Genomic DNA, 18,664 nt, shown 5'->3' with positions numbered 1-18,664 from the left:
ACGTCGACAGCGCCTCCGAGTCCGGAGCCACCGTCTGCACCGATGCCTTCCGCACCTCAGCGCGCCGCGCCATTTTCTCGAGACGGTAAGCTGCTTCCCTCTGGAATTCATGTTCCCGCTGTTTCAAATCCGTTGACACGCTCCGCCGTCATCACTACGTCCACGCTACCACCATCAGCCTGGTCTCGTGTTCGCGAACACACCAAACTCTTCCGACCAAAGCCAGATCGTGGTAAGGTCCTTGTGCTCACTTGCGGGAATGAACGATGCGGTGCACGCCCGAACGCGCATGATCGACCGTTCTTGGTGCACTTGAGAAGGAGCTGCGGCGATTGACCGGCCTCGGCGACCTGCCGAGCTGTGAGTGCCCCTCCGAGCGACCGCGTGCTGGAAGAGGCGGTCCCAAGTCAGGGTTTAGCTTTGCGCAAATGTAGCCCAGTCATCACCAAGGGTTTGCGAATCGCCGTTGCATTTGAACATTCCACTCCCTGGAGGAACCGGTATGGCTGTCGATGAGGGTTCGTATGTTCACGTCACGAGTCGTTCGGGGCTCGTGCACGACGAGGGAGGCATCGTTCGCCAGGAGGCGGCGAGCTCGCAACCCGTCGTGACGTCACCCTCGGCCATGGCAGCGTCACCAGCGGCGGCGGCGGATGAACTGCAGGCGCCGCCGGCGCCGGGCGACGAGGGCAGCCCGCTGTCCTTGTTTCAAGAGCGACTGTGGATCCACCACCAGCGCAGTCCAGAGAACACGAGCTACAACCTGCCCCTCCTGCTGCTCGTCCGAGGCGACCTCGATGTCTCTGCGCTGGAGCAGAGCTTGAGCGAAATCGTCGCCCGTCACGAGAGCTTGCGCACCTACTACGGGCAGACGGAAGAGGGAGACCCCGTGCAGTTCGTCGCGCCGCCGGCGCGCGTGCGCCTGCCGGTCATCGCCGTCGACCGCGCTCGGATGCTGGAGCACCTCGAGCGACATCTCGAACATCGCTTCGACCTCCTCCGGGGTCCGATCTTCATCGTGAGCCTGCTGCGCTTGTCGGGGGACCGGCACCTGCTCCTGTTCAACGTGCACCACATCGCGGCGGATGCCTGGTCGCTGAAAGCCATCTTTCTGGGGGAGCTTCAGAGCGCTTACGCCGCGTTCTGCCGCGCGGAGCGGCCGGCTTTGCCGCCGCTGACCGTGCAGTACAGGGACTACGCAAGCTTGCAGCGGGCCTCGGACATGTCCGCTCGCCTCGACCATTGGCGTCGAACGCTCGAGGGCTACGAGGACAGCCTCGAGCTCCCCACGACGCATACGCGGCAGGCGAAATCCGGCACGAGGAGCGAGACCTTCGTGCACCGCTATTCGAGCGAGTTCGCGCAGAACCTCGATCGCCTGTCTCGCCGGCACGGCTGCACGATCTTCATGTCGTTGCTCGCGGCGCTCGGCGTCACGCTCAGCCGGTATACGAACAGGGACGACCTCTGCATCGGCACCACGACGTCCAACCGAACGGATGTCGAGTTCGAGCCCTTGATCGGGTTCTTCATCAATATCTTGCCGCTCCGGCTGCACATCGACGAACAGAGCAGCGTCGGCGCGCTGCTCGAGGCGGTGCGCGCGCAGGTGCTGACCGCGTTCGAGCACGCCGTGCCCTTCGAGCGGATCCTGCAGGCGACCGACGTCGCGCGTCGCGGCAGCGCAAACCCGCTGGTGCCCATCGTCATGAGGCATCAAAATTTCCCTGAGACCTCGCTGGGCGCGCCGCTGCCGGGCGACGTGGAGTTCCACGCTTACCCCGATCCCGACGAGGGCGACGACGCAGTCCGGAAGCTGCTCGCGAGAGAGCACGTCCCTGCGCGATGCGAGATCGAGCTGTCGTACTCGGGGGGGGCGGACGAGCTCGCGGTGGAGGTGGTGTACGCCTCCGATCTGTACGACCGCGAGGCCATCGAGCGCTTGCTCGCTCAGCATCAGCGGGTGCTGGAAGGCATGTTCAGCGACGCGGGTCGGCGCGTGCTCGAGCTGCCTCTGCTGCGCGACTCCGACGTTCAGAAGCTGCTCGAGCAGTACAACCGAGCGCCGGTGACCCCAGCTCCAGCCTGGTCCTTCGTCCAGCGCTTCGACGCGCAGGTCGAGCGCTCGCCGGGCGCGGTGGCGTGCTGGGACGAGCGGGGCGCCTGGAGCTACCTCGAGGTCGCGCGGCACGCGAACCAGGTGGCGCACGCGCTCGCGGCGCGGGGCGTCGCGCGGGGGGATCTGGTCGCCGTGTGTCTGGATCGCAGCGGCGAGCTGCTCGCGACCCTGCTCGGTATCTGGAAGGCGGGGGCGGCGTACGTGCCGATCGACCCGGCGTACCCGAAGTCCTACGTGCGGCAAATCCTCGATGACGCGCGCCCGAGCGCCGTCGTTTGCGGCGACCAGCAAAAGGCCCTGCTCGAGCTCGACGACTCTCGGTGCCTCAGGCTCGAACAGGTCTGGAACGCCGGGTCGAAGTACCCGGATACGCCGCCGGAGCCGCGCGCGGAGCCCGAGGCGCTCGCCTATGTCATGTACACGTCGGGGTCCACGGGCAAGCCCAAGGGCGTCCGGGTGCCCCATCGCCAGCTCGACAACTGGCTGAGCTCCCTCGAAGCTTGGCTGCCGTTCGAGGCAGGTGAGGTCGTCGCCCAGAAGACGACGTTCGTCTTTGCGGTCGCGGTCAAGGAGCTGTTCGCGGGCCTGCTCAACGGGTGCCCGCAGGTGTTCATCGGCAACGACACGGTTCGAGACGCGGCGGCCTTCGTCGCCGCGCTGGCCGAGCACCACGTCAGCCGCCTCAACATCGGGCCCTCGCACCTCGCGAGCGTCATCGAGCAGCTGCAATCGAGCGGGCGGCGCTTGCCGGCGCTCAAGATATGCATCACCGCCGGCGAGCCGCTGCCGAAGGCCCTGGTGCTCGCTTTCCGCGAGGTGTTCCCGAGCGCGCGCCTGCTCAACAACTATGGCTGCACCGAGCTCAACGACATCTGCTACTACGATACGTCGAGCTTCGACGGTCAGCGGGATTTCGTCCCGATCGGCACGCCGATCGCCAATACGAAGGTCTACGTGCTCGATCGCCAGGGCAGGCTGGTGCCCGAAGGCGTCCCCGGGGAGCTGCACGTCGCCTCGGTCAGCTTGCCCGAGGGGTACCACGGCCTCGATGCCCTGACCGCCGAGCGCTTCGTGGCCAACCCGTTCGGCGCTGGACCGAGCGATCGCCTCTACAACACGGGCGACGTCGTCAGACACCTGCCGGACGGCACGCTCGACTACATCGGTCGCTGGGACTTTCAGGTCAAGGTGCGGGGCTTTCGCGTCGACGTGCGCCAGGTGGAGAAGGTGCTCGGTGACTTCGAAGGCATCCGGGCCCGGGCGGTCGTGGGCAACGGCGATCGGCTGATCGCGTTCTACACCAGCGCGCCCGGCAGCGCCGTGCAGATCACGGAGCTGCGCGCGTTCCTGCAAGACAGGCTACCGGCGTACATGGTGCCGGACGCGTTCGTCCTGCTCGACGCGATGCCGCAGCTGCCGAACGGCAAGCTGAATCGCCGCGCGCTCCTCGAGGCGCGGGGCGAGCTGCAACAGAGCGACCCGTACGAGCCTCCGGCGAGCCCGACCGAGCGCGCGCTCGCCGGCATCTGGTCCCTCGTCGTGAACGTGCCCGCCGCGCGCATCGGTCGCCGAACGCACTTCTTCGGCATCGGTGGGCACTCGCTCTCTGCCATGCGCGTCCTGGCGAGGATCAAGGACGTATTCGAAGTCGAGCTCGGTGTGTCGGAGCTCTTCGATTCGCCCAAGCTCGACGCGATGGCCGCCGCGATCGACCGCCAGATCGCGCGCCGGCCGCCCGGCGAGCGAAGGGCGCAGCCCTCCTCCACGGCTCGACGAGCGCCGAAGACGCGGGCGGGCTCGGGGCTGCTCCACGACAAGGTGGCGCTGGTCACCGGCGGCAGCCGTGGTATCGGGCTCGCCACCGCGATGCTGCTCGCGGAGCACGGCGCGAGGGTCGCCATCAACTACCGGGACAGCGAAGCGCAGGCTCGGCGCGTCAAGGAGCAGATCGAGGCGGAGGGCGGGACCGCCGAGGTCTTCGGGGCAGACGTGACGCACGCCGGCGACGTGGCAAACCTCGTGAAGGCGGTCCACCAGCGCTTCGAGCGCATCGACGTCCTGGTGGCGAACGCGCATATCAACTTTCGTCATCGCCCCTTCGTCGAGTACGACTTTGCCGATCTCGAGCGGAAGGTCAGCGATGAGCTCAAGGCGGTGTTCTACCCGTGCCAGGCGGTCGTCCCGGAGATGCTCCGGCGCAAGAGCGGCAGCATCGTGGCGGTCTCGAGCAGCCTCTCCAGGCGCAGCAATGAGGGGTTCCTCGCGCAGAGCACGGCCAAGGCCGCGGTCGACGCCTTCGTGCGCGCGCTCGCCGCCGAGCTGGGTCCTTCTGGCGTTCGCGTCAACACGGTCGCGCCCGGGCTCACGTTGACGGACGCGGCCATGCCGATGGCGCCCGCGGTCAAGGAGGCGATCGCCTCCAAGTCCCCGCTGCGCCGCAACGGCTTGCCGGAGGACATGGCGGGCGCCGTGCTCTTCTTGGCGAGCGACCTGTCGCGGTTCATGACCGGCTCGTACCTGCCGGTCGATGGTGGGCTCACGATGTTGTAGCGGCCGCGCCGAGGGGAAGGGCGGCGCCCTCTCTCAACGAAAACACGAGGCTAGAGCATGCCTGCCAAGCTTCTCGTCATCGACAACTACGACTCCTTCACCTTCAACCTCGTGCAGATGTTCCGCAGCTACGACCTGGACATCTCGGTGTTCCGCGCCGACGCGCTCTCGGTAGAAGACGTCGCGCGCCAGCGGCCCGACTACGTCCTCGTGAGCCCTGGTCCCAAGAGCCCGAGCGCCGCCGGGATCTCGACCGAGCTCATCCGTCGCTACCAGGGCGAGCTCCCCATCCTGGGGGTGTGCCTCGGCATGCAGTGCATGAACGAAGCGTTCGGCGGCAGCACGGTGCACGCGCCCGTGCCGATGCACGGCAAGACGAGCGCCGTACATCACGACGGGACGGGTCTCTTCGAAGGCGTCCCCCGACCGTTCACGGTAGCGCGCTACCATTCGCTCGCCATCACGGACATCAGCGAGGACCTGAGGGTCAACGCCCGGTCCGCGGACGGTGTGCCGATGGCGATCCAGCATGTTCGCCATCCGCTTTTCGGCGTCCAGTTCCACCCCGAGAGCTTCCTCACCCAGCACGGGTTCACGCTGGTCGAGAACTTCCTGCGCTCGGGTCCGCTGAAAGGAGCGTTATCATGAGCACAGCTGCGGTCGACGTCAGCATGCCCTGGCTCCGGAGAGTGACGGCGGTGCATTCCGAGCCCCTCGACCTGGAGGAGCCGTTCGTGGACGTGGTGCGCCGCTTCGCGCATCTGCCCGGCACCGTGGCGCTGATGAGCGGCGGGGAGCTCGACTCCGCCCGTCACCACATCCTCGGCGTCTATCCCTGGCTCTCGCTGAGCGGTCACCGCGCGCGGACCACGCTCGCCGACGGCGACCATCGCGTCGAGCTCGACGAGGACCCATTCACCGCGCTGCGCCGCCTGCTGCAGCACTGCAGCCTGCCGGAGCTGGGAGCGCCGCTGCCGCTGTCCAGCGGGCTCCTCGGCTACTTCGCGTACGATCTGAAGGACTGCCTGGAACAGCTGCCGAGGACGAGCATCGACGATCTCGGGTTGCCGCTGATGCACCTCGTGGCGCCGGCCATCCTCGTGATCCACGACCGGGTCTCGGGAGCGACGACGCTCCTGGCGATGCGCTTGCAAGGTGACGACGCTGCGTTTCGCCAGGACGTGGCGCGCTTCAAGGAGGCGCTCAGCGCGCCGGCGGCGGCGCTCCGCGAGCGGGCGCCGCGAGCGAGCGGCAAATGTGCTTCGATCGTCTCGCGGGAGGAGTACCTCTCGGCGGTCGAGGCGATCCGCAGGTACATCGTCGACGGCGACGTATACCAAGTGAACATGTCCCAGCGCTTCCAGGCGCCGTTCGCCGGGGACCCCTTCGACTGCTTCGCCAGGATGTATGCGGTCAATCCGGCTCCCTTCTTCGCGTACATCAACGCCGGAGACCACCAGATCGTCTCGACCTCTCCCGAGCGGTTCATCGAGCTCAGGAACGGCAGCGTGGAGACGCGGCCCATCAAAGGCACACGGCCTCGCGGGGAGACTCCGGCCGAGGATGATGCCCTGCGGACCGAGCTGCAGGAGAGCGCGAAGGAAGACGCCGAGCTGTCGATGATCGTCGACCTGCTCCGCAACGACATCGGCAAGGTCTGCCGCCCGGGGTCGGTGCGCGTGCTCGAGCACAAGCGCCTCGAGGCCTATCAGAACGTCCATCACCTCGTCTCGATCGTGAAGGGCGAGCTCGATCCCGGCATGGATGCCGTCGATCTGCTCCGCGCGACCTTCCCGGGCGGCTCGATCACGGGCTGCCCGAAGATCCGGGCGATGGAGATCATCGACGAGCTCGAGCCGGTCCGCAGGCACATCTACACGGGCAGCATCGGCTACGTCGGGTTCGACGGTACGATGGATCTATCCATCGCGATCCGGACCGCGACGTTCACGGGCGGCAGGGTCGTGTTCTCCGTCGGTGGTGGCATCGTCTTCGACTCGGATCCAGCGAGCGAGTTCGAAGAGACGCTCCACAAGGGGCGCACGCTGATGAGCGCCCTGGCTCCGACGGGCGGCGACGAGCGGAGCGCGAGCACGGTCTGGCAGGACGGAGCCTTCAAATTCGGCGCGACCGCTTCGGTGCCGCTCGACTGCGAAGGGCTGGCGTATGGCTTCGGCTTCTTCGAGACCTTGCGAGTGCAAGCGGGCCGCCCGATCCTGCTCCAGGCCCATTTGCAACGCTTCGAGCTCGCCTGGCGGGAGTTCTTCCAGTCCGCGCCGCCGGATGTCACCTGGGCCGACGTCATCGCCCAGCTCATCCAGAGGAACGGGCTGTCGAGCGCGGTCGCCGTGGTGAAGCTCGTGGCGGCCGCGGGCAAGCCCGGCGGCGCGCGGCCGTCCCCCGTGCTCTTCGCGAGCGCCAAGGCCTATTCGCCGCGCCCCGTCCTGAGCTCGCGGCCTGGGCTGTCCCTCCGGGTGTATCCGCACTGCCGGCACACGCACCTCGCCGGCCACAAGACCCTCAATTACATGTACTACAAGCTGGCCGGGGATTGGGCCAAGCGCCACGGGGGGGACGAAGCGTTGATCCTCAACGCGGATCGCTCCGTGTCGGAGACGAACACCGCGAGCGTGTGCTGCGTGTTCGGCGATACCGCGTGCTTCCCCACGTCGGCGCACGCGTTGCCGGGCACCATGGCGGCCGAGGTCCGGCGGCTCCTGCCGCAGTGGGGCTTCGCCGTCGAGGACCGGCGCCTCACGGTGGAGGATCTGATGGCTGCGGACCACGTGTTCTTGACGAACTCGTTGATGGGCGCGGTCCCCGCGGTGAGCCTCCACGACGCGAAGCTCGGCTACGACGCGGCGCTCTGCGACAAGATCAACGGAGCCGTGTTCGACAGCGCCTGACGGCTGGTGACACGGGGCGGCCCGGGCACACCGGGCCGGCTCGAGGGCGATCGGGCGGCGGGCGCGCGCTCAGGCCTCGCGCGCCACGCGGATCGCCTCCGCCAGCTCCTCTGGCGTGACCTCCCGATCCTGCAGCACCGCCGCCGCCCAGGCCGCGACCTCGGCCGGCGTCCGGAAGATGTTCGGCGCGGGCCCCTGCGTCCCGTGGGGCTGCAGCCGCATCATGATGGCGCGGACCGAGGCGGCGATGAACCCCTCGGCCTCGACGAGCGTGGCGATGCCCTTCATGTGCCCCCCGGGAGCGCTCGCCGCCCGCTGCATCGCCGCCCGGGTCTCCTCGTCGGGCGGCCCGGTGCGCTGGCGGGGGACCACGATCAGGAACGCTGCCCCTCCCGGCAGGCGCTCCGCCCAGGCCCGGAAGAGCGCCCGGGAACGCTCGACGCCGGCGACGCTCTCCTGCCCGCGCCAGATGAGCAGCATGAGCCGCCGCCAGGTCGCCACCACGTACACGTCCGTCCGCTCCAGCAGCTCGACCTTCACCGACGACGAGGTGGTCACCATCGCACCCGATTGTCCTCCCTGCGGGCGGGCCACCGCAAGGATCCGGCGTGTCAGGTCAGCAGCCGGGCGTCGCAGCCGCGGCGGACGCAGCGCCTCCAGGCGGGGACGTGGCCGACGTGGGCTGCACGGACGGCGACTGCGGAATTTGCTGCGCGCGAGGCACCGTCGGCGTACCCGGCCAGGGAATCGGGCGCATCGGCGAGGCCGGCTGGGGAGCGGACGGTGCCGGCGACGGCGGCCGGGGCACGCCGGGCCAGGGCGGCGGCGGAGGCGCCGGCCGCAGGGGCGGGCTCGGCGTGTGCGGCGCGGCGTCCAAGGGGGGCGCCATGATCACGGGCGAGGACGGCGTCGCCGTGGAGATGCGCCGGTTTCCTGAAGAGCTGGATTCGAGCTCGCCCAGCGAACCGCGTCGGTGGAAGCCGGTAGGTCCACAGGCCTGGGTACAGCGGCGGCCCTGGGCGGCCCTGGGGGTGACCGGTCGAGCACCCCGAGCTCCGCCCACCACCCGGCATCGGGGCCGCCCCGTCAGCGGGGCGCGCCGGCGGGAGGCGCCGGCACCTCCTCGAACGCGAAGTGTCGCCGATCCCTAGCGACGTCGAGGTCGCCCCCGGCGTCCCGCGCCGCTCCGGCCGTGCAATGCCAGGTCAACGAGCTTCGTCACCTCGCTCCAGGTCCTCCGGCTCGATCGAGGCGCCGACGAGGTCAGCCGACCGGCGGACCTCCGCTTCGGAGACGAATCCCGCGTGATAGAGCCGAACGAGAAACTGCCGGACCGCGTTTCGAACGGCCTCACGTGCGGCGGCGAGATCTTCTGATGGGACACGATGCGGACGGTCCGGGGTCTGCGGACCGAATTCACATGCGCCGCGGCAGACCGGGCAGTATCTCGTGATCTTCGTGTCGTGCTGCCGCACCCACGCGACCTGAGCGTCGCGGAGCTGTCGAAAGCGTTGCTGATACTCGTCAATGGTTCGGACCGCCGCCGCCGCTTCGGCGATCCAGAACGCAAGATTTGCATGATGTCCCGCCAGCTGGTGGACGTGCTGGGTCGCGAACCTGCCTACCTGCTCTGCGATGAGCTCGGCGCGCGCGATGGAGTATGGCTTCGAGGGCGGCATAGGAGGTAGACTGGCTCGAAGTGGGCGGCGTACGTCTCGCTGACGAGACGGTCGATCAGCGGCAGCGCGGAGCGCCGTCCGCTGCAGCGGCTTGTTGGGCAGCGACATGTAGGCGCCAAGCCGCGCCGGCATGCCCGACTTGCATGCTAAGAGCAGATAGCGTCACGTGACGCGCGGCAAGCGCGCGGTGACGTGAGCCGCCAGCTCGTGTTGCGGGAAAGACTTACCGGATTTCGCGATCAGACTAATGCCGCCATCCGCCTCCAGTCGAATGGAGTATTCGCCGCAGCAATCTTCAAGATGGCGCTTCGTAGCGGCGAGACCGGCGACATAACCCAGTTCACGAAAGAAACCCATGGAACGGGTCGAGCAAGTCGGATTGAACAGACAGTGCCGTCCAGTCCACCTGGACAAGAAAATCTTGTAACCGCGGATCGCAACCACCGCGAGAAGGCCCAGCAGTCGGTCGATGACACTCAGAACGTTACCGCTGTTCCCCATGCGAACACCTCGAATGCCTGCTTCGGTCCGGTACATCCCTGAGCGCTCGCCACCCGATTCTGAAATCCAATGAACAGGACACCGTGGGCACCGATTGCGGTGGCGCTCTCCTCAAGACGTTGGAGAGCGGCGTGATACGCACCTTGCGTGTTGAGCGTCCCGCCGCAACCATCGACCACGCTGGCGAACCCAAACACCATTTTCAATACCTGATATGATTGCGTCACCCCGCCGGAACACATCAACATGCTACCATCTCCTCCCGAAAGCGACGCGATTCGAGTCCATAGCGTCGCTCCTCATTGGATTTAAGGACCGAATATGTGATATCATACTCATGCCTGGCATGTCTAGAGCAAACTCGCGCCGCAGATCGTCATAGGCTAGGCTAGTTCGTGGTGCGAGGTTCGGGTTCTCACGAAACATCTCGATGAACGATCGCCCTGGGCCTGCGCGACCAGGGTCCGGTCCAATGGATCATTGTGATGCGGGGGAAGTCCGGCGACCTGGAGGGAGTGCCGCTGCTCGATGGGCAGGGAAAGGTGACCGAGGGCGGCCATGCGAGAGGGAATGTATTCGGCGGGCGGGATGGGAAGGGAGAGCTCTCCGAGCGCGTGCTTGATGACGATTTCCCATGCTGTCGCAGCCGAGATGTAGACGTCAGTACCTTCTGCGACGAGCATCTCCACGACGTCGCGCCTGATCCTCTCGGGGTCGGCGACGAGCCAGAGCCAGCAGTGTGTGTCGAGCTGTTGCTCGCTGACGGCCTGCCGCTCTGCCGCGCCGCGAAGCGGCGGCGGCAGAGCGGCCGGTTAGCCGACGTGCTCGCCGAGGACCACCGCGACATCGTCCTGCAGGTTGCCGGACGGAAGGGTCACCGCCTGGATGAGCGCTTCCACCGCCGTCTGCACGTCGCCGGTGCGCGCGAGCGCGCTGATCGTCGCGCGCGACGCGTACTTCAGGAGGCCGTCGGTGGCGACCAGGAGGCGCCCCGAGAGCGGCCGGCGTCGGATGCCGGCGGGCCTGCACGCGCCGCTGCCGACCAACGGCTTCCGGCTTTGCGCCGCCGTCAGATCGATCACCCTGTCGGGCTCGACGAGGAGCGCTCCCGAGTCCCCCACGCTGGCGCCCCACAGCTCGCCTCGGCGCATCTGGACGACGACGAGCGTCGTCTCGCCGCACGTGGGCTTCGCTTCCAGCTCGCCGTCGAGCCGACGGAGGCGCTCGCACCAGCCGTCGGCATCGAGCTCCATCTCTGCGCCGAGCGCCACCATCGCGCTCACCGCCGTGCGGGCCGCGGCCGCGCCGCCAGCGAGCCCACCCGCGCCGTCGGCAACGGCCACGGTCCACCGGTCGCCGCGGCAGCAGAGCTCGAGACGGTCCTCGTTCGCGCTACCTGCCACGCGGCGTGACCAGAAGCGCATCCAGCCAGAGGGAGGCTCGATGGGCTCGCACGCGTCACCGCCTTCCGAGCGCGTGATCTCGACGCTGGAGACGATGTTGTCCCGGAAGAGAAGGACCGCGCCGTCGCCCTGGCCGCATCCCGGACAGCCGGCTTCGACGAGCCCGGGGACGGCGACGAGCCCACCCACGTTCTCTCCGTGATCGTCGAGCGGCGCCGGGCGTCCAGGCGGATCGAACCAGCAGATCGGGTCGCCGATCCTGTACTCGTGCTGCCGGCAATGGCCGTACCGAACCTGGATGCGCCATTCCGGGGAATGCCCACAGCCGGGGCAGCGGGCGTGGGCGATGACGACGTCGAACAATCCCATGGCCAGCCGGTCCTCCTGTGCAGCCCGTCGGCCCTCCTGGACAATACAAGCCCTGGCGCTCCTGCGCAGCGCCATCGGCCGTCCTGCGCAGCCCCGCCGGCCGTCCTGCGCAGCGCCATCGGCCCTCCTGCGCAGCCCCGGCGCCCTTCTGCGCAGCGCCATCGGCCCTCCTGCGCAGGGCCGCCGGCCGTCCTGCGCAGCCCATTGGCCCTCCTGGACAAGCCCCGGCGCCCGCCTGCGCAGCGCCGTCGGCCGTCCTGCTCAGCCCATTGGCCGTCCTGCACGAGCCCCGGCGCCCTCCTGTGCGGCCCCGGTGGGTCTCGTGCGCAGCCCTGCAGGCCCTCCTGCGCGGCCTGGGCGCCCTCCTGCGCACCCCCGGTTGGTGTCCTGCGCTACACTAGCCCGCGCCCTGCGCGGCCCTCGCGACCCTCCTGCGCGGCCCCGTTGGGGTCCTTCGTCACCATCGTCTGGCTCCTGCGCAGGCCCGATGGGTCTCCTGTGCAGCCCCGGCGTCGCCTCGCGCGCCTTGTGTGGTTGCAGCGCAACTCTTTTCCCTCCTCCCTCGTGCACCACCTCCGCTGCCCGCTGCCCGCTGCCCGCGGCGCCGGGCACGCCGCCCCCTCGATTCGATGCGCGGCACACCGCCTCTCCCAGCCCTCGGCCCGAGCGCCTCCTTCGCGGCGCGACCGACTCGTGCTCTCCTCTGGCCAATGCCTTGTTCGCCGATACCCTCGCCGATCTTCCGGCCCCTCATTCCGAGGGGCGCTGGCCCCGACAAGGAGGCGTATTTTTACCATGGCGAAGGCATCCACCACCACGTCGTCCAGGACCGACAAGGCCGCAACGAAGCGCGCGTCGCGCGAGACACGGGGCGCGCCTCGCTCCTCGACGGGCGCAGCAGCATACACGCTGAGCGCCGCCCGCGAGGCCGAGCTCCTCCGAGAGGCCAAATCGCTGGGCGACAACACCGTGATTTTCCCCGGCAAGCTCGCTCGGCGCGTCATCTGGTCGAGCCGCATCCACCTCGCCGCCGAGCGCGACGCGGCCGATCTCGTCCGCACCCCCTTCCCCGACGACGAGCCCGCGCTGACACGCGAGGAGATCCGCGCGCTCCGCGACAAGATCGAGCTCCTGCGCGTCACGCAATCGCGCTGGCAAGCCGTGCAGCAGCGCCAGGAGCAGGCCGTCGCGATGTTCAAGGGGCCGGCCGCCGAGGCCGCCCTGCACCGGCAAACGCTCCTCCGCTTCTTCGATCTCCGCTTCAAGAACAGCCCCGAGGGGCAAAAGCGGCTCATGGCGATCCGCGCGGGCAGCGGCGACGCGGATCTGGTCCAGGACGTCTCCGACCTGCTCTTGCTCTGCTCCGAGCACGCGGACGCCCTTCGCAAGGCGCCTCGCGGCGAGGCCGACGCGGCGGCCCGCCTCCGCGCGCTCTCGCCCGAGCTCGCGCGCATGCTCGCCGACAAGACGTTCTCTCCCGAGGCGCAGCGCTCGCGCAAGCTCCGCGACGCCGCATACACGCTCGTCGTGCACGCCGAGCGGAGGCTGCGCGCCGCCGCGGAGTACTGGTATGCCGGCACGGACAAGATGAAGGATTATGCGCCCTTCCCCGTCTCCCGCGGCGCCGCGTCCACCGGAGATGAAGAGGAAGAGGAGGATGGCGAGGCCGCCGCGGAGAACGGCGCGCCGGAAGGCGACGCGTCGGAGGGGGGCGCGACGGAAGACGGCGCACCGGGCGAGGGCGAAGACGAGAGGTGATCGCCCCAGGCCGCGCACCTCGACGCGCTCGCACAGCCTCCGAACCCAGGAACAGACAAACGCCTTACGGCATCTGACCGCTTTTTCTCTTCCAAAGCGCCGGTCTGTGGCGATTTCTACCCCGTTGACGCCCCGCGGCTCGCGTACGTACCGTCCGCGCATGCGTGTCGCCGAGCCATCGCTGGCCGTCTGGGTGACGCTCGGCGGGACCGCGCCGTCGGCCGAGGGCGTCCGCGCCGTTCCGGTGGCGGTCCCCGAACAGGGAGAGGCTCCTCCGTCGTGGCCCGGGGCGAGACGGAGGGGTGCTCGTGCGTCGTAGGCTCCAGGACCGATGCCGGGGGGTTGCTCGTCGCATCGCGGTCCTCGCGTTGTGCGCCGTGGGGGCCGCGGGCGGGGCCGGGTGCTACGGCTACGACTGCGCGACGACGCTCTCGTGCCCGCCGCTCCCCGGCGAGAAGCCGCCGCAGCTCGCGGCGTCGCCGTGTGACGGCGATCCCGCGACGAGCCCGGCGAAGGATGCATGCGGGGTGTTCGTCAGCGCGTCGTCAGGCGACGACAGGAACCCTGGCACGAAGGGCGCGCCGGTGAAGACCTTGCAACACGCGATCGGGCTCGCCGCGCACGGACGAGGCGACCGCAAGCCGCCGACCCGGCGCGTGTACGCGTGCGGCGAGACGTTTGAGGAAACGATCGCGCTGCCTTCCGGAGTCGACCTCTGGGGCGGCCGCCACTGCGAGGACGGCGACTGGTCGTACGTGTGGTCGTTCGGCGGGCCGGACCAACCCACCGTCATCGCGCCGCCCGAGGGGATCCCGCTGCGGATCGTCGACGGGGACGACCTGCGGGCCATCCAGGGGGACGACGCGACCTCCATGATCTTCGGCCTGCGCGCCATGGCGGCGGACGCCTCGGCGCCCGATGGGAAGTCGTCGATCGCGATGATCTTGAGCGCGGGGACCCAGGCGACCGTGCGGGACAGCAAGATCGTCGCGGGCAACGGCAAGGACGGGGAGCCGGGCGAGGACGCGCCCAGCGAGCGGGCACAGGACGGGGAGCCGGGGAACCACGGCGCGCACGCCTGCACGGCGGACTTCGCCACGGGTGCCCTTCCGGTCGTGACCGTGTGCGACGACGGCACCGAGTCCGTTGGAGGCTACGGGGGCGACGGCGGGCTCGACGCGGGGGGCGACGGGGAGCCGGGACAGCCGGAGCCGGCGGCGAATCCGCAAGGCAGAGGCCTCGCGGGGACGGGCGCGGGCAGCAGCGCGTGCACACCGGGGGAGAACGGCGCCGACGGCGACGATGCCGGGCGCGCTGCCGGCGCGGTGGGCGCGGGCTACCTGTCGGAATCCTATGGCTGGGTCGGCGTCCGGGGCGAGGACGGCAAGAGGGGCGGCGTCGGCCAAGGGGGCGGCGGGGGCGGCGGTAGCAAAGGGCGAAGCGACACGGTCCGGTGTCGCGCGGGCGGGCCCCAAGGCGGCCCGGCCGGCGGCTCGGGCGGGAGTGGCGGTTGCGGTGGCCAGGGAGGCAAGGGTGGCGGCTACGGCGGCTCGAGCATCGGCATCGTCGCGTTGCAGGGGAGCGCGCTCACGCTCGAGGTGACCGAGATCATCGCGGGCAACGGGGGGCAAGGGGGCGCCGGCGGAAGGGGCCAATTGGGGGGCTTCGGTCGCGGTGGCGGCTCCGGCGGGGTTCACCATGAAACGGACATGTTGAACGCATGCCGCGGCGGGGGCGGGGGCCGTGGCGGCCGCGGCGGGGACGCCGCCGGCGGCATCGGGGGCTCGTCCTACGGCGTCGCGTTCGTGGGCGCCTCCTTGAGCATCGATCCGGGCGTGAGCGTCCGCGCCGGACAGGGGGCCGAGGGCGGGCCAGCAGGCAATGCGGCGCCTGACGACGACCGGGGCAGTGGCCAGGCCGGCGACTCCATGGCCTACCGGCCGTTCGACGCGCCCGATCCAGGGCGCCCCCAGTGACCGTGGCGGCGCGCGACGTGCGGCGCCGAGAGAGGACCATGATGACCACCCGAGCGACCTGTCCGCTTTTCGCACTGCAGCTCGTCGTGGCCGGGTGCGGCACCGCGCCGGCCGCGAGCGACGCCGGCGGAGCACCGTGCGACGGCTCCGCGGCGTGCCACGACGAGGCGCCGCCGGAGTCGGTGTGTCTCGAGCGCCTCGCCGCCGATGAGCTGCTGGACGGCTGCGGCGTGTTCGTGACCAACGAATTCGGAGGCGGTGACGACGCGAACCCCGGCACGAAAGAGAAGCCGGTGCGCACGATCCAGCGCGGCGTCGAGCTCGCGCGCACCGGGCGCGGGCGCGTGTTCGTCTGTGCCGACGGATTCCATGGTCCGCTGGTGCTGCCCTCCGGGGTCGATCTGCTCGGAGGGTTTCATTGCTTCCAGTGGTGGCGTCAGACAGGGAGCCCCTCCCGGCTTTATCTCACCAACGAGCCGGATTTTCCCGTGACCGTCGTGCCGGCGACCGCCGAGGATACGGGCGCTGCGGACGGGGTATCGAGGATCGTCGACATGGTCTTGAGTTCATATGGCCCGATTGCGATGCTCGTCCAGTCGAACACCGAGGTCGAGATCCTCCGAAGCAAGTTTCGCCCTTCCTATGGGTGGGCAGGCCATGATGGCGAGGACTTGCCCGAGCCGAGCCGCGCCCCCGACGGCGCCGATGGGATGTACGGCGCGAACGCGTGCTCGGCGGAGACCGTGGCCGGCGGGGCTGCCGTGGTGAATCCGTGCGAGGGCGGGCTCCCGAGCGTCGGCGGCAAGGGCGGTGACGGATCGCCCGGCGGCGCGGAGGACGGGCGCGACGGCGAGCCGACCCCGACGCCGAACCCCGGCAAATACGGGCTGCGAGGAAGCGGGGACGTGGCCGACGTCGGCTGCACGGACGGCAACTACGGCATCTACGGCGCGCGAGGCACCGTCGGCGCCCCCGGCCGGGGCATCGGGCGCATCAGCGAGGCCGGCTGGGAAGCGGACTGGGCCGGCGACGGCGGCCGGGGCGCGCCGGGCCAGGGCGGCGGCGGAGGCGGCGGCCGCAGGGGCGGGCTCGGCGTGTGCGGCGCCGCGTCCAAGGGGGGCGCGGGGGGAGGCTCGGGCGGGGCCGGCGGCTGCGGTGGCCGAGGCGGCAAGGGGGGCGAGAACGGCTCTCCGAGCATCGGCATCGTCGCGCTACACGCCAGGGTGACCCTGCGCGACAGCGAGATCGAGACGTCCGACGGCGGCCCGGGCGGCGACGGCGGCGAGCCCCAGCGAGGCGGACGAGGCGGCCGGGGCGCACCGGGCGGCGTGCTGGAGGACAGGTCGGCCTATTCCTGCAACGGGGGTCCTGGGGGCGACGGCGGCGAGGGCGGTCATGGCGGCCCGGGGCGCGGGGGTGACTCGATCGGAATCGCGTACCTCGACGAGGAGCGGCTCACGGTCGAGGGCGTCACCTTCACGCTGGGGCCGCCGGGCAAGGGAGGAATCAGCTGGGACGAGCTGGGCGAGATGATCACGGGGGAAGACGGCGTCGCTGTGGAGATGCGCCGGTTTGCTGAATAGCTGGAGTGGAGCTCGTCCGCGCCCGCACAACGACTTGGATGAGCTGCGCGCCGAAGGCGCGCCAGATCCATCACATTGTTGGGCAGCCTAGAGGACCGATCAGGTTGATTTTGTGGCAATTCCGGACGCTTCGATGGAAGGCTCGACACGTCTCGCCGGGCCATGATCTCGTCCGCGGTCGGAGGTGCATGGATGGAACGATGGTCGCCGCCGGTGGAGCTGTCGCGGCAGGAGCAGTCGCTGATGAAGCGGCTGACGCGCGTGAGAGCACTGTTCGGCTTTCTCAGGCTGCACCGGCACGAGCTGTTCGATGAGACGTTCCAGGAGCAGCTCGAGGGCATGTACCGCACCACGGGAGCGGGTGAGCCGCCGCATCCGCCGGCGCTGATGTGCATGGTCACGCTGCTGCAGGGCTACGTCGGCGCATCGGATGCCGAGGCGGTGGAGCTGTCCGTCGTCGACCTGCGCTGGCAGATGGTGCTCGGCTGCCTGGGGGCGGCCACGCCCGCGTTCTCGCAGGGCGCGCTGCAGGCGTTCCGGGAGCGGATGGTCGCGCACGAGATGGATCGGGTGTTGCTGGAGCGGACCGTGGCGCTCGTTCGGTCCGGCGCGATGACCGAGGGCGAGAGGCGTGCGGTGTCCAACGCGCTGCGGGTGGCCATCGATAGCCGCCCTTTAGCGGGAGCCGGGCGGGTTGAGGACACGATCAACCTGCTCGGCCATGCTGCACGCAGCATCGTCCGCGTCGTGTCAAAGATCACGGAGCGTCCGCGTGAGGAGATCTGCCGCAAGGCGGGCATCCCGCTGCTTCTGGCTCCCAGCATCAAGGCCGGGCTCGACCTCGACTGGAGCGACCCGAAACAGAAGTCGGCGGCGATTCAGATCCTGGAGCGCCAGGTCTCGTCGCTGCAGCAATGGGTCGACCGCCACTTGGACGACGTCGTCGAACAACCGCTACGCTTCTATCTGGACGCGGCCATACAGGTTCGAGACCAGGACCTGGAAACAACCGAGGACGGGACCGTTCGCATTCGGCAAGGTGTTGCACCTGACCGCCGTGTCTCCATTGAGGATGCCGAGATGCGCCACGGTCGCAAGAGCCGCTCGAAGCGGTTCGATGGCTATAAGGAACACATCGCGCGCGATCTTGACCTGCCCGTCATCGTCGCCTGCGCGGTCACGCCAGCGAATCGGCCCGAAGAAGAGGGGGCTGCGCCGATCGCCGAGGACGTTCAGCATCAGCAGCTGCGCCTCGTCGAGCTCCACATTGATCGCGCCTACGTGAACAGTCCCGTCGTTGACGAGGTCATCCGTGCAGGCGGCCAGGTGTTCTCGAAGCCTTGGGGGCAGCGGGCTCGCAGCCCCGACCTGTTCAGCAAGCGCGACTTCAAGATCGACCTGCGCGCCAAGACGATCACGTGTCCCGCGGGACAGGTCGAAGCTTTCGAGCCGGGCGACACGGTCGAGTTCGATCCCGAGGAATGCGGCGCGTGCCCGCTCCGAGCCCGATGCACCCAGGCCGCGTCGGGGCGAGGGCGAACCGTGTCCATCGCAGAGGACGAGGCTCTTCAGGGCAAATTCCGCAAATTGCAGCGGACCGGACCAGGACGCGCCGTGCTCCGGCAGCGGACGGCCGTGGAGCATGCGCTTGCCCATATCGCGGCGCGGAAAGGACACAACGCGCGCTACATCGGTACCAGGAGAAACCTATTCGACCTCCGGCGCGCAGCAGCAATCCAGAATCTCGAGGCAGCCCAGCGGCTGATCCAGGAGGCCGCGTAACCTGTCGGAATTAGATGAGTTTTAACCTGTTCGCCGCT

13 protein-coding genes are annotated in these 18,664 nt (G+C 69.3%); 7 read left to right on the top strand and 6 right to left on the bottom strand.

The genetic code is table 11. From position 1 onward, the window contains the following. Positions 1-625 precede the first annotated feature (625 nt). The 3 genes from WMF20_RS01305 to pabB are packed head-to-tail and all read left to right on the top strand — an operon-like array spanning position 626 to position 7,575. Entirely contained in the window at positions 626-4,669 is a 4,044-nt protein-coding gene (locus WMF20_RS01305) for an amino acid adenylation domain-containing protein (protein WP_437609971.1), read from the top strand. A 57-nt stretch (positions 4,670-4,726) separates the two neighbouring features. Then, on the top strand, positions 4,727-5,317 hold the full coding sequence (locus WMF20_RS01300; protein ID WP_437609970.1) for an anthranilate synthase component II: 591 nt from the start codon (positions 4,727-4,729) through the stop codon (positions 5,315-5,317). Then, complete coding sequence (gene pabB / locus WMF20_RS01295; RefSeq protein WP_437609967.1) at positions 5,314-7,575, top strand: aminodeoxychorismate synthase component I; 2,262 nt, start codon at positions 5,314-5,316, stop codon at positions 7,573-7,575. Before WMF20_RS01300 ends, pabB begins: the two co-directional genes overlap by 4 nt. 69 nt (positions 7,576-7,644) lie before the next feature. Here the strand turns inward: pabB and WMF20_RS01290 are convergent, their stop codons facing one another. The 6 genes from WMF20_RS01290 to WMF20_RS01265 all read right to left on the bottom strand — a co-directional run bounded on the left by WMF20_RS01290 (position 7,645) and on the right by WMF20_RS01265 (position 11,602). Then, positions 7,645-8,136, bottom strand: coding sequence for a hypothetical protein (locus WMF20_RS01290; protein ID WP_437609965.1), 492 nt, complete (start codon positions 8,134-8,136; stop codon positions 7,645-7,647). Between the two features lie 644 nt (positions 8,137-8,780). Beyond that, positions 8,781-9,254 (bottom strand): hypothetical protein, encoded by a 474-nt coding sequence (locus WMF20_RS01285; RefSeq protein ID WP_437609963.1) that lies wholly within the window; start codon positions 9,252-9,254, stop codon positions 8,781-8,783. Positions 9,255-9,416: 162 nt separating this feature from the next. After that, positions 9,417-9,755: a membrane protein insertion efficiency factor YidD gene (yidD, locus tag WMF20_RS01280; protein ID WP_165373746.1), complete on the bottom strand. Its 339-nt coding sequence runs from the start codon at positions 9,753-9,755 to the stop codon at positions 9,417-9,419. After that, positions 9,731-10,003 carry a heavy metal-binding domain-containing protein gene (locus WMF20_RS01275; protein ID WP_129572633.1) on the bottom strand — a complete coding sequence of 91 codons (273 nt, stop codon included), beginning with the start codon at positions 10,001-10,003 and terminating at the stop codon, positions 9,731-9,733. The genes yidD and WMF20_RS01275 overlap by 25 nt, the downstream gene beginning before the upstream one ends. 135 nt (positions 10,004-10,138) lie before the next feature. Further along, positions 10,139-10,558: a type II toxin-antitoxin system VapC family toxin gene (locus tag WMF20_RS01270; RefSeq protein ID WP_437617258.1), complete on the bottom strand. Its 420-nt coding sequence runs from the start codon at positions 10,556-10,558 to the stop codon at positions 10,139-10,141. Positions 10,559-10,567: 9 nt separating this feature from the next. Next, positions 10,568-11,602 (bottom strand): protein phosphatase 2C domain-containing protein, encoded by a 1,035-nt coding sequence (locus WMF20_RS01265; protein WP_437609960.1) that lies wholly within the window; start codon positions 11,600-11,602, stop codon positions 10,568-10,570. 720 nt (positions 11,603-12,322) lie between these two features. On the opposite strand from WMF20_RS01265, the gene WMF20_RS01260 reads away from it, so the two are divergent. From WMF20_RS01260 to WMF20_RS01245, 4 genes are all read left to right on the top strand, one after another. Further along, positions 12,323-13,285: an ATPase gene (locus tag WMF20_RS01260; protein ID WP_437609957.1), complete on the top strand. Its 963-nt coding sequence runs from the start codon at positions 12,323-12,325 to the stop codon at positions 13,283-13,285. Positions 13,286-13,593: 308 nt separating this feature from the next. Then, on the top strand, positions 13,594-15,261 hold the full coding sequence (locus WMF20_RS01255) for a hypothetical protein (RefSeq protein WP_437609955.1): 1,668 nt from the start codon (positions 13,594-13,596) through the stop codon (positions 15,259-15,261). A gap of 38 nt (positions 15,262-15,299) precedes the next feature. Further along, positions 15,300-16,844 (top strand): hypothetical protein, encoded by a 1,545-nt coding sequence (locus WMF20_RS01250; protein WP_437609952.1) that lies wholly within the window; start codon positions 15,300-15,302, stop codon positions 16,842-16,844. A gap of 192 nt (positions 16,845-17,036) precedes the next feature. Further along, positions 17,037-18,626: an IS1182 family transposase gene (locus WMF20_RS01245; protein ID WP_437609950.1), complete on the top strand. Its 1,590-nt coding sequence runs from the start codon at positions 17,037-17,039 to the stop codon at positions 18,624-18,626. Positions 18,627-18,664: the final 38 nt, after the last annotated feature.

Origin of the sequence: Sorangium sp. So ce834, assembly GCF_051521425.1 — a bacterium.
Taxonomy (GTDB): Bacteria; Myxococcota_A; Polyangia; order Polyangiales; family Polyangiaceae; genus Sorangium; species Sorangium cellulosum_D.
This window is presented reverse-complemented; position numbering and strand designations above follow the sequence as displayed.

Bases quoted from the DNA above. Each gene is read 5' to 3' on its own strand.
- WMF20_RS01305 (WP_437609971.1), top strand. From the start codon at position 626: ATGGCAGCGTCACCAGCGGCGGCGGCGGATGAACTGCAGGCGCCGCCG.
- WMF20_RS01300 (WP_437609970.1), top strand. From the start codon at position 4,727: ATGCCTGCCAAGCTTCTCGTCATCGACAACTACGACTCCTTCACCTTC.
- pabB (WP_437609967.1), top strand. From the start codon at position 5,314: ATGAGCACAGCTGCGGTCGACGTCAGCATGCCCTGGCTCCGGAGAGTG.
- WMF20_RS01290 (WP_437609965.1), bottom strand. From the start codon at position 8,136: ATGGTGACCACCTCGTCGTCGGTGAAGGTCGAGCTGCTGGAGCGGACG.
- WMF20_RS01285 (WP_437609963.1), bottom strand. From the start codon at position 9,254: ATGCCGCCCTCGAAGCCATACTCCATCGCGCGCGCCGAGCTCATCGCA.
- yidD (WP_165373746.1), bottom strand. From the start codon at position 9,755: ATGGGGAACAGCGGTAACGTTCTGAGTGTCATCGACCGACTGCTGGGC.
- WMF20_RS01275 (WP_129572633.1), bottom strand. From the start codon at position 10,003: ATGTTGATGTGTTCCGGCGGGGTGACGCAATCATATCAGGTATTGAAA.
- WMF20_RS01265 (WP_437609960.1), bottom strand. From the start codon at position 11,602: ATGGCGCTGCGCAGGAGCGCCAGGGCTTGTATTGTCCAGGAGGGCCGA.
- WMF20_RS01260 (WP_437609957.1), top strand. From the start codon at position 12,323: ATGGCGAAGGCATCCACCACCACGTCGTCCAGGACCGACAAGGCCGCA.
- WMF20_RS01250 (WP_437609952.1), top strand. From the start codon at position 15,300: ATGATGACCACCCGAGCGACCTGTCCGCTTTTCGCACTGCAGCTCGTC.
- WMF20_RS01245 (WP_437609950.1), top strand. From the start codon at position 17,037: ATGGAACGATGGTCGCCGCCGGTGGAGCTGTCGCGGCAGGAGCAGTCG.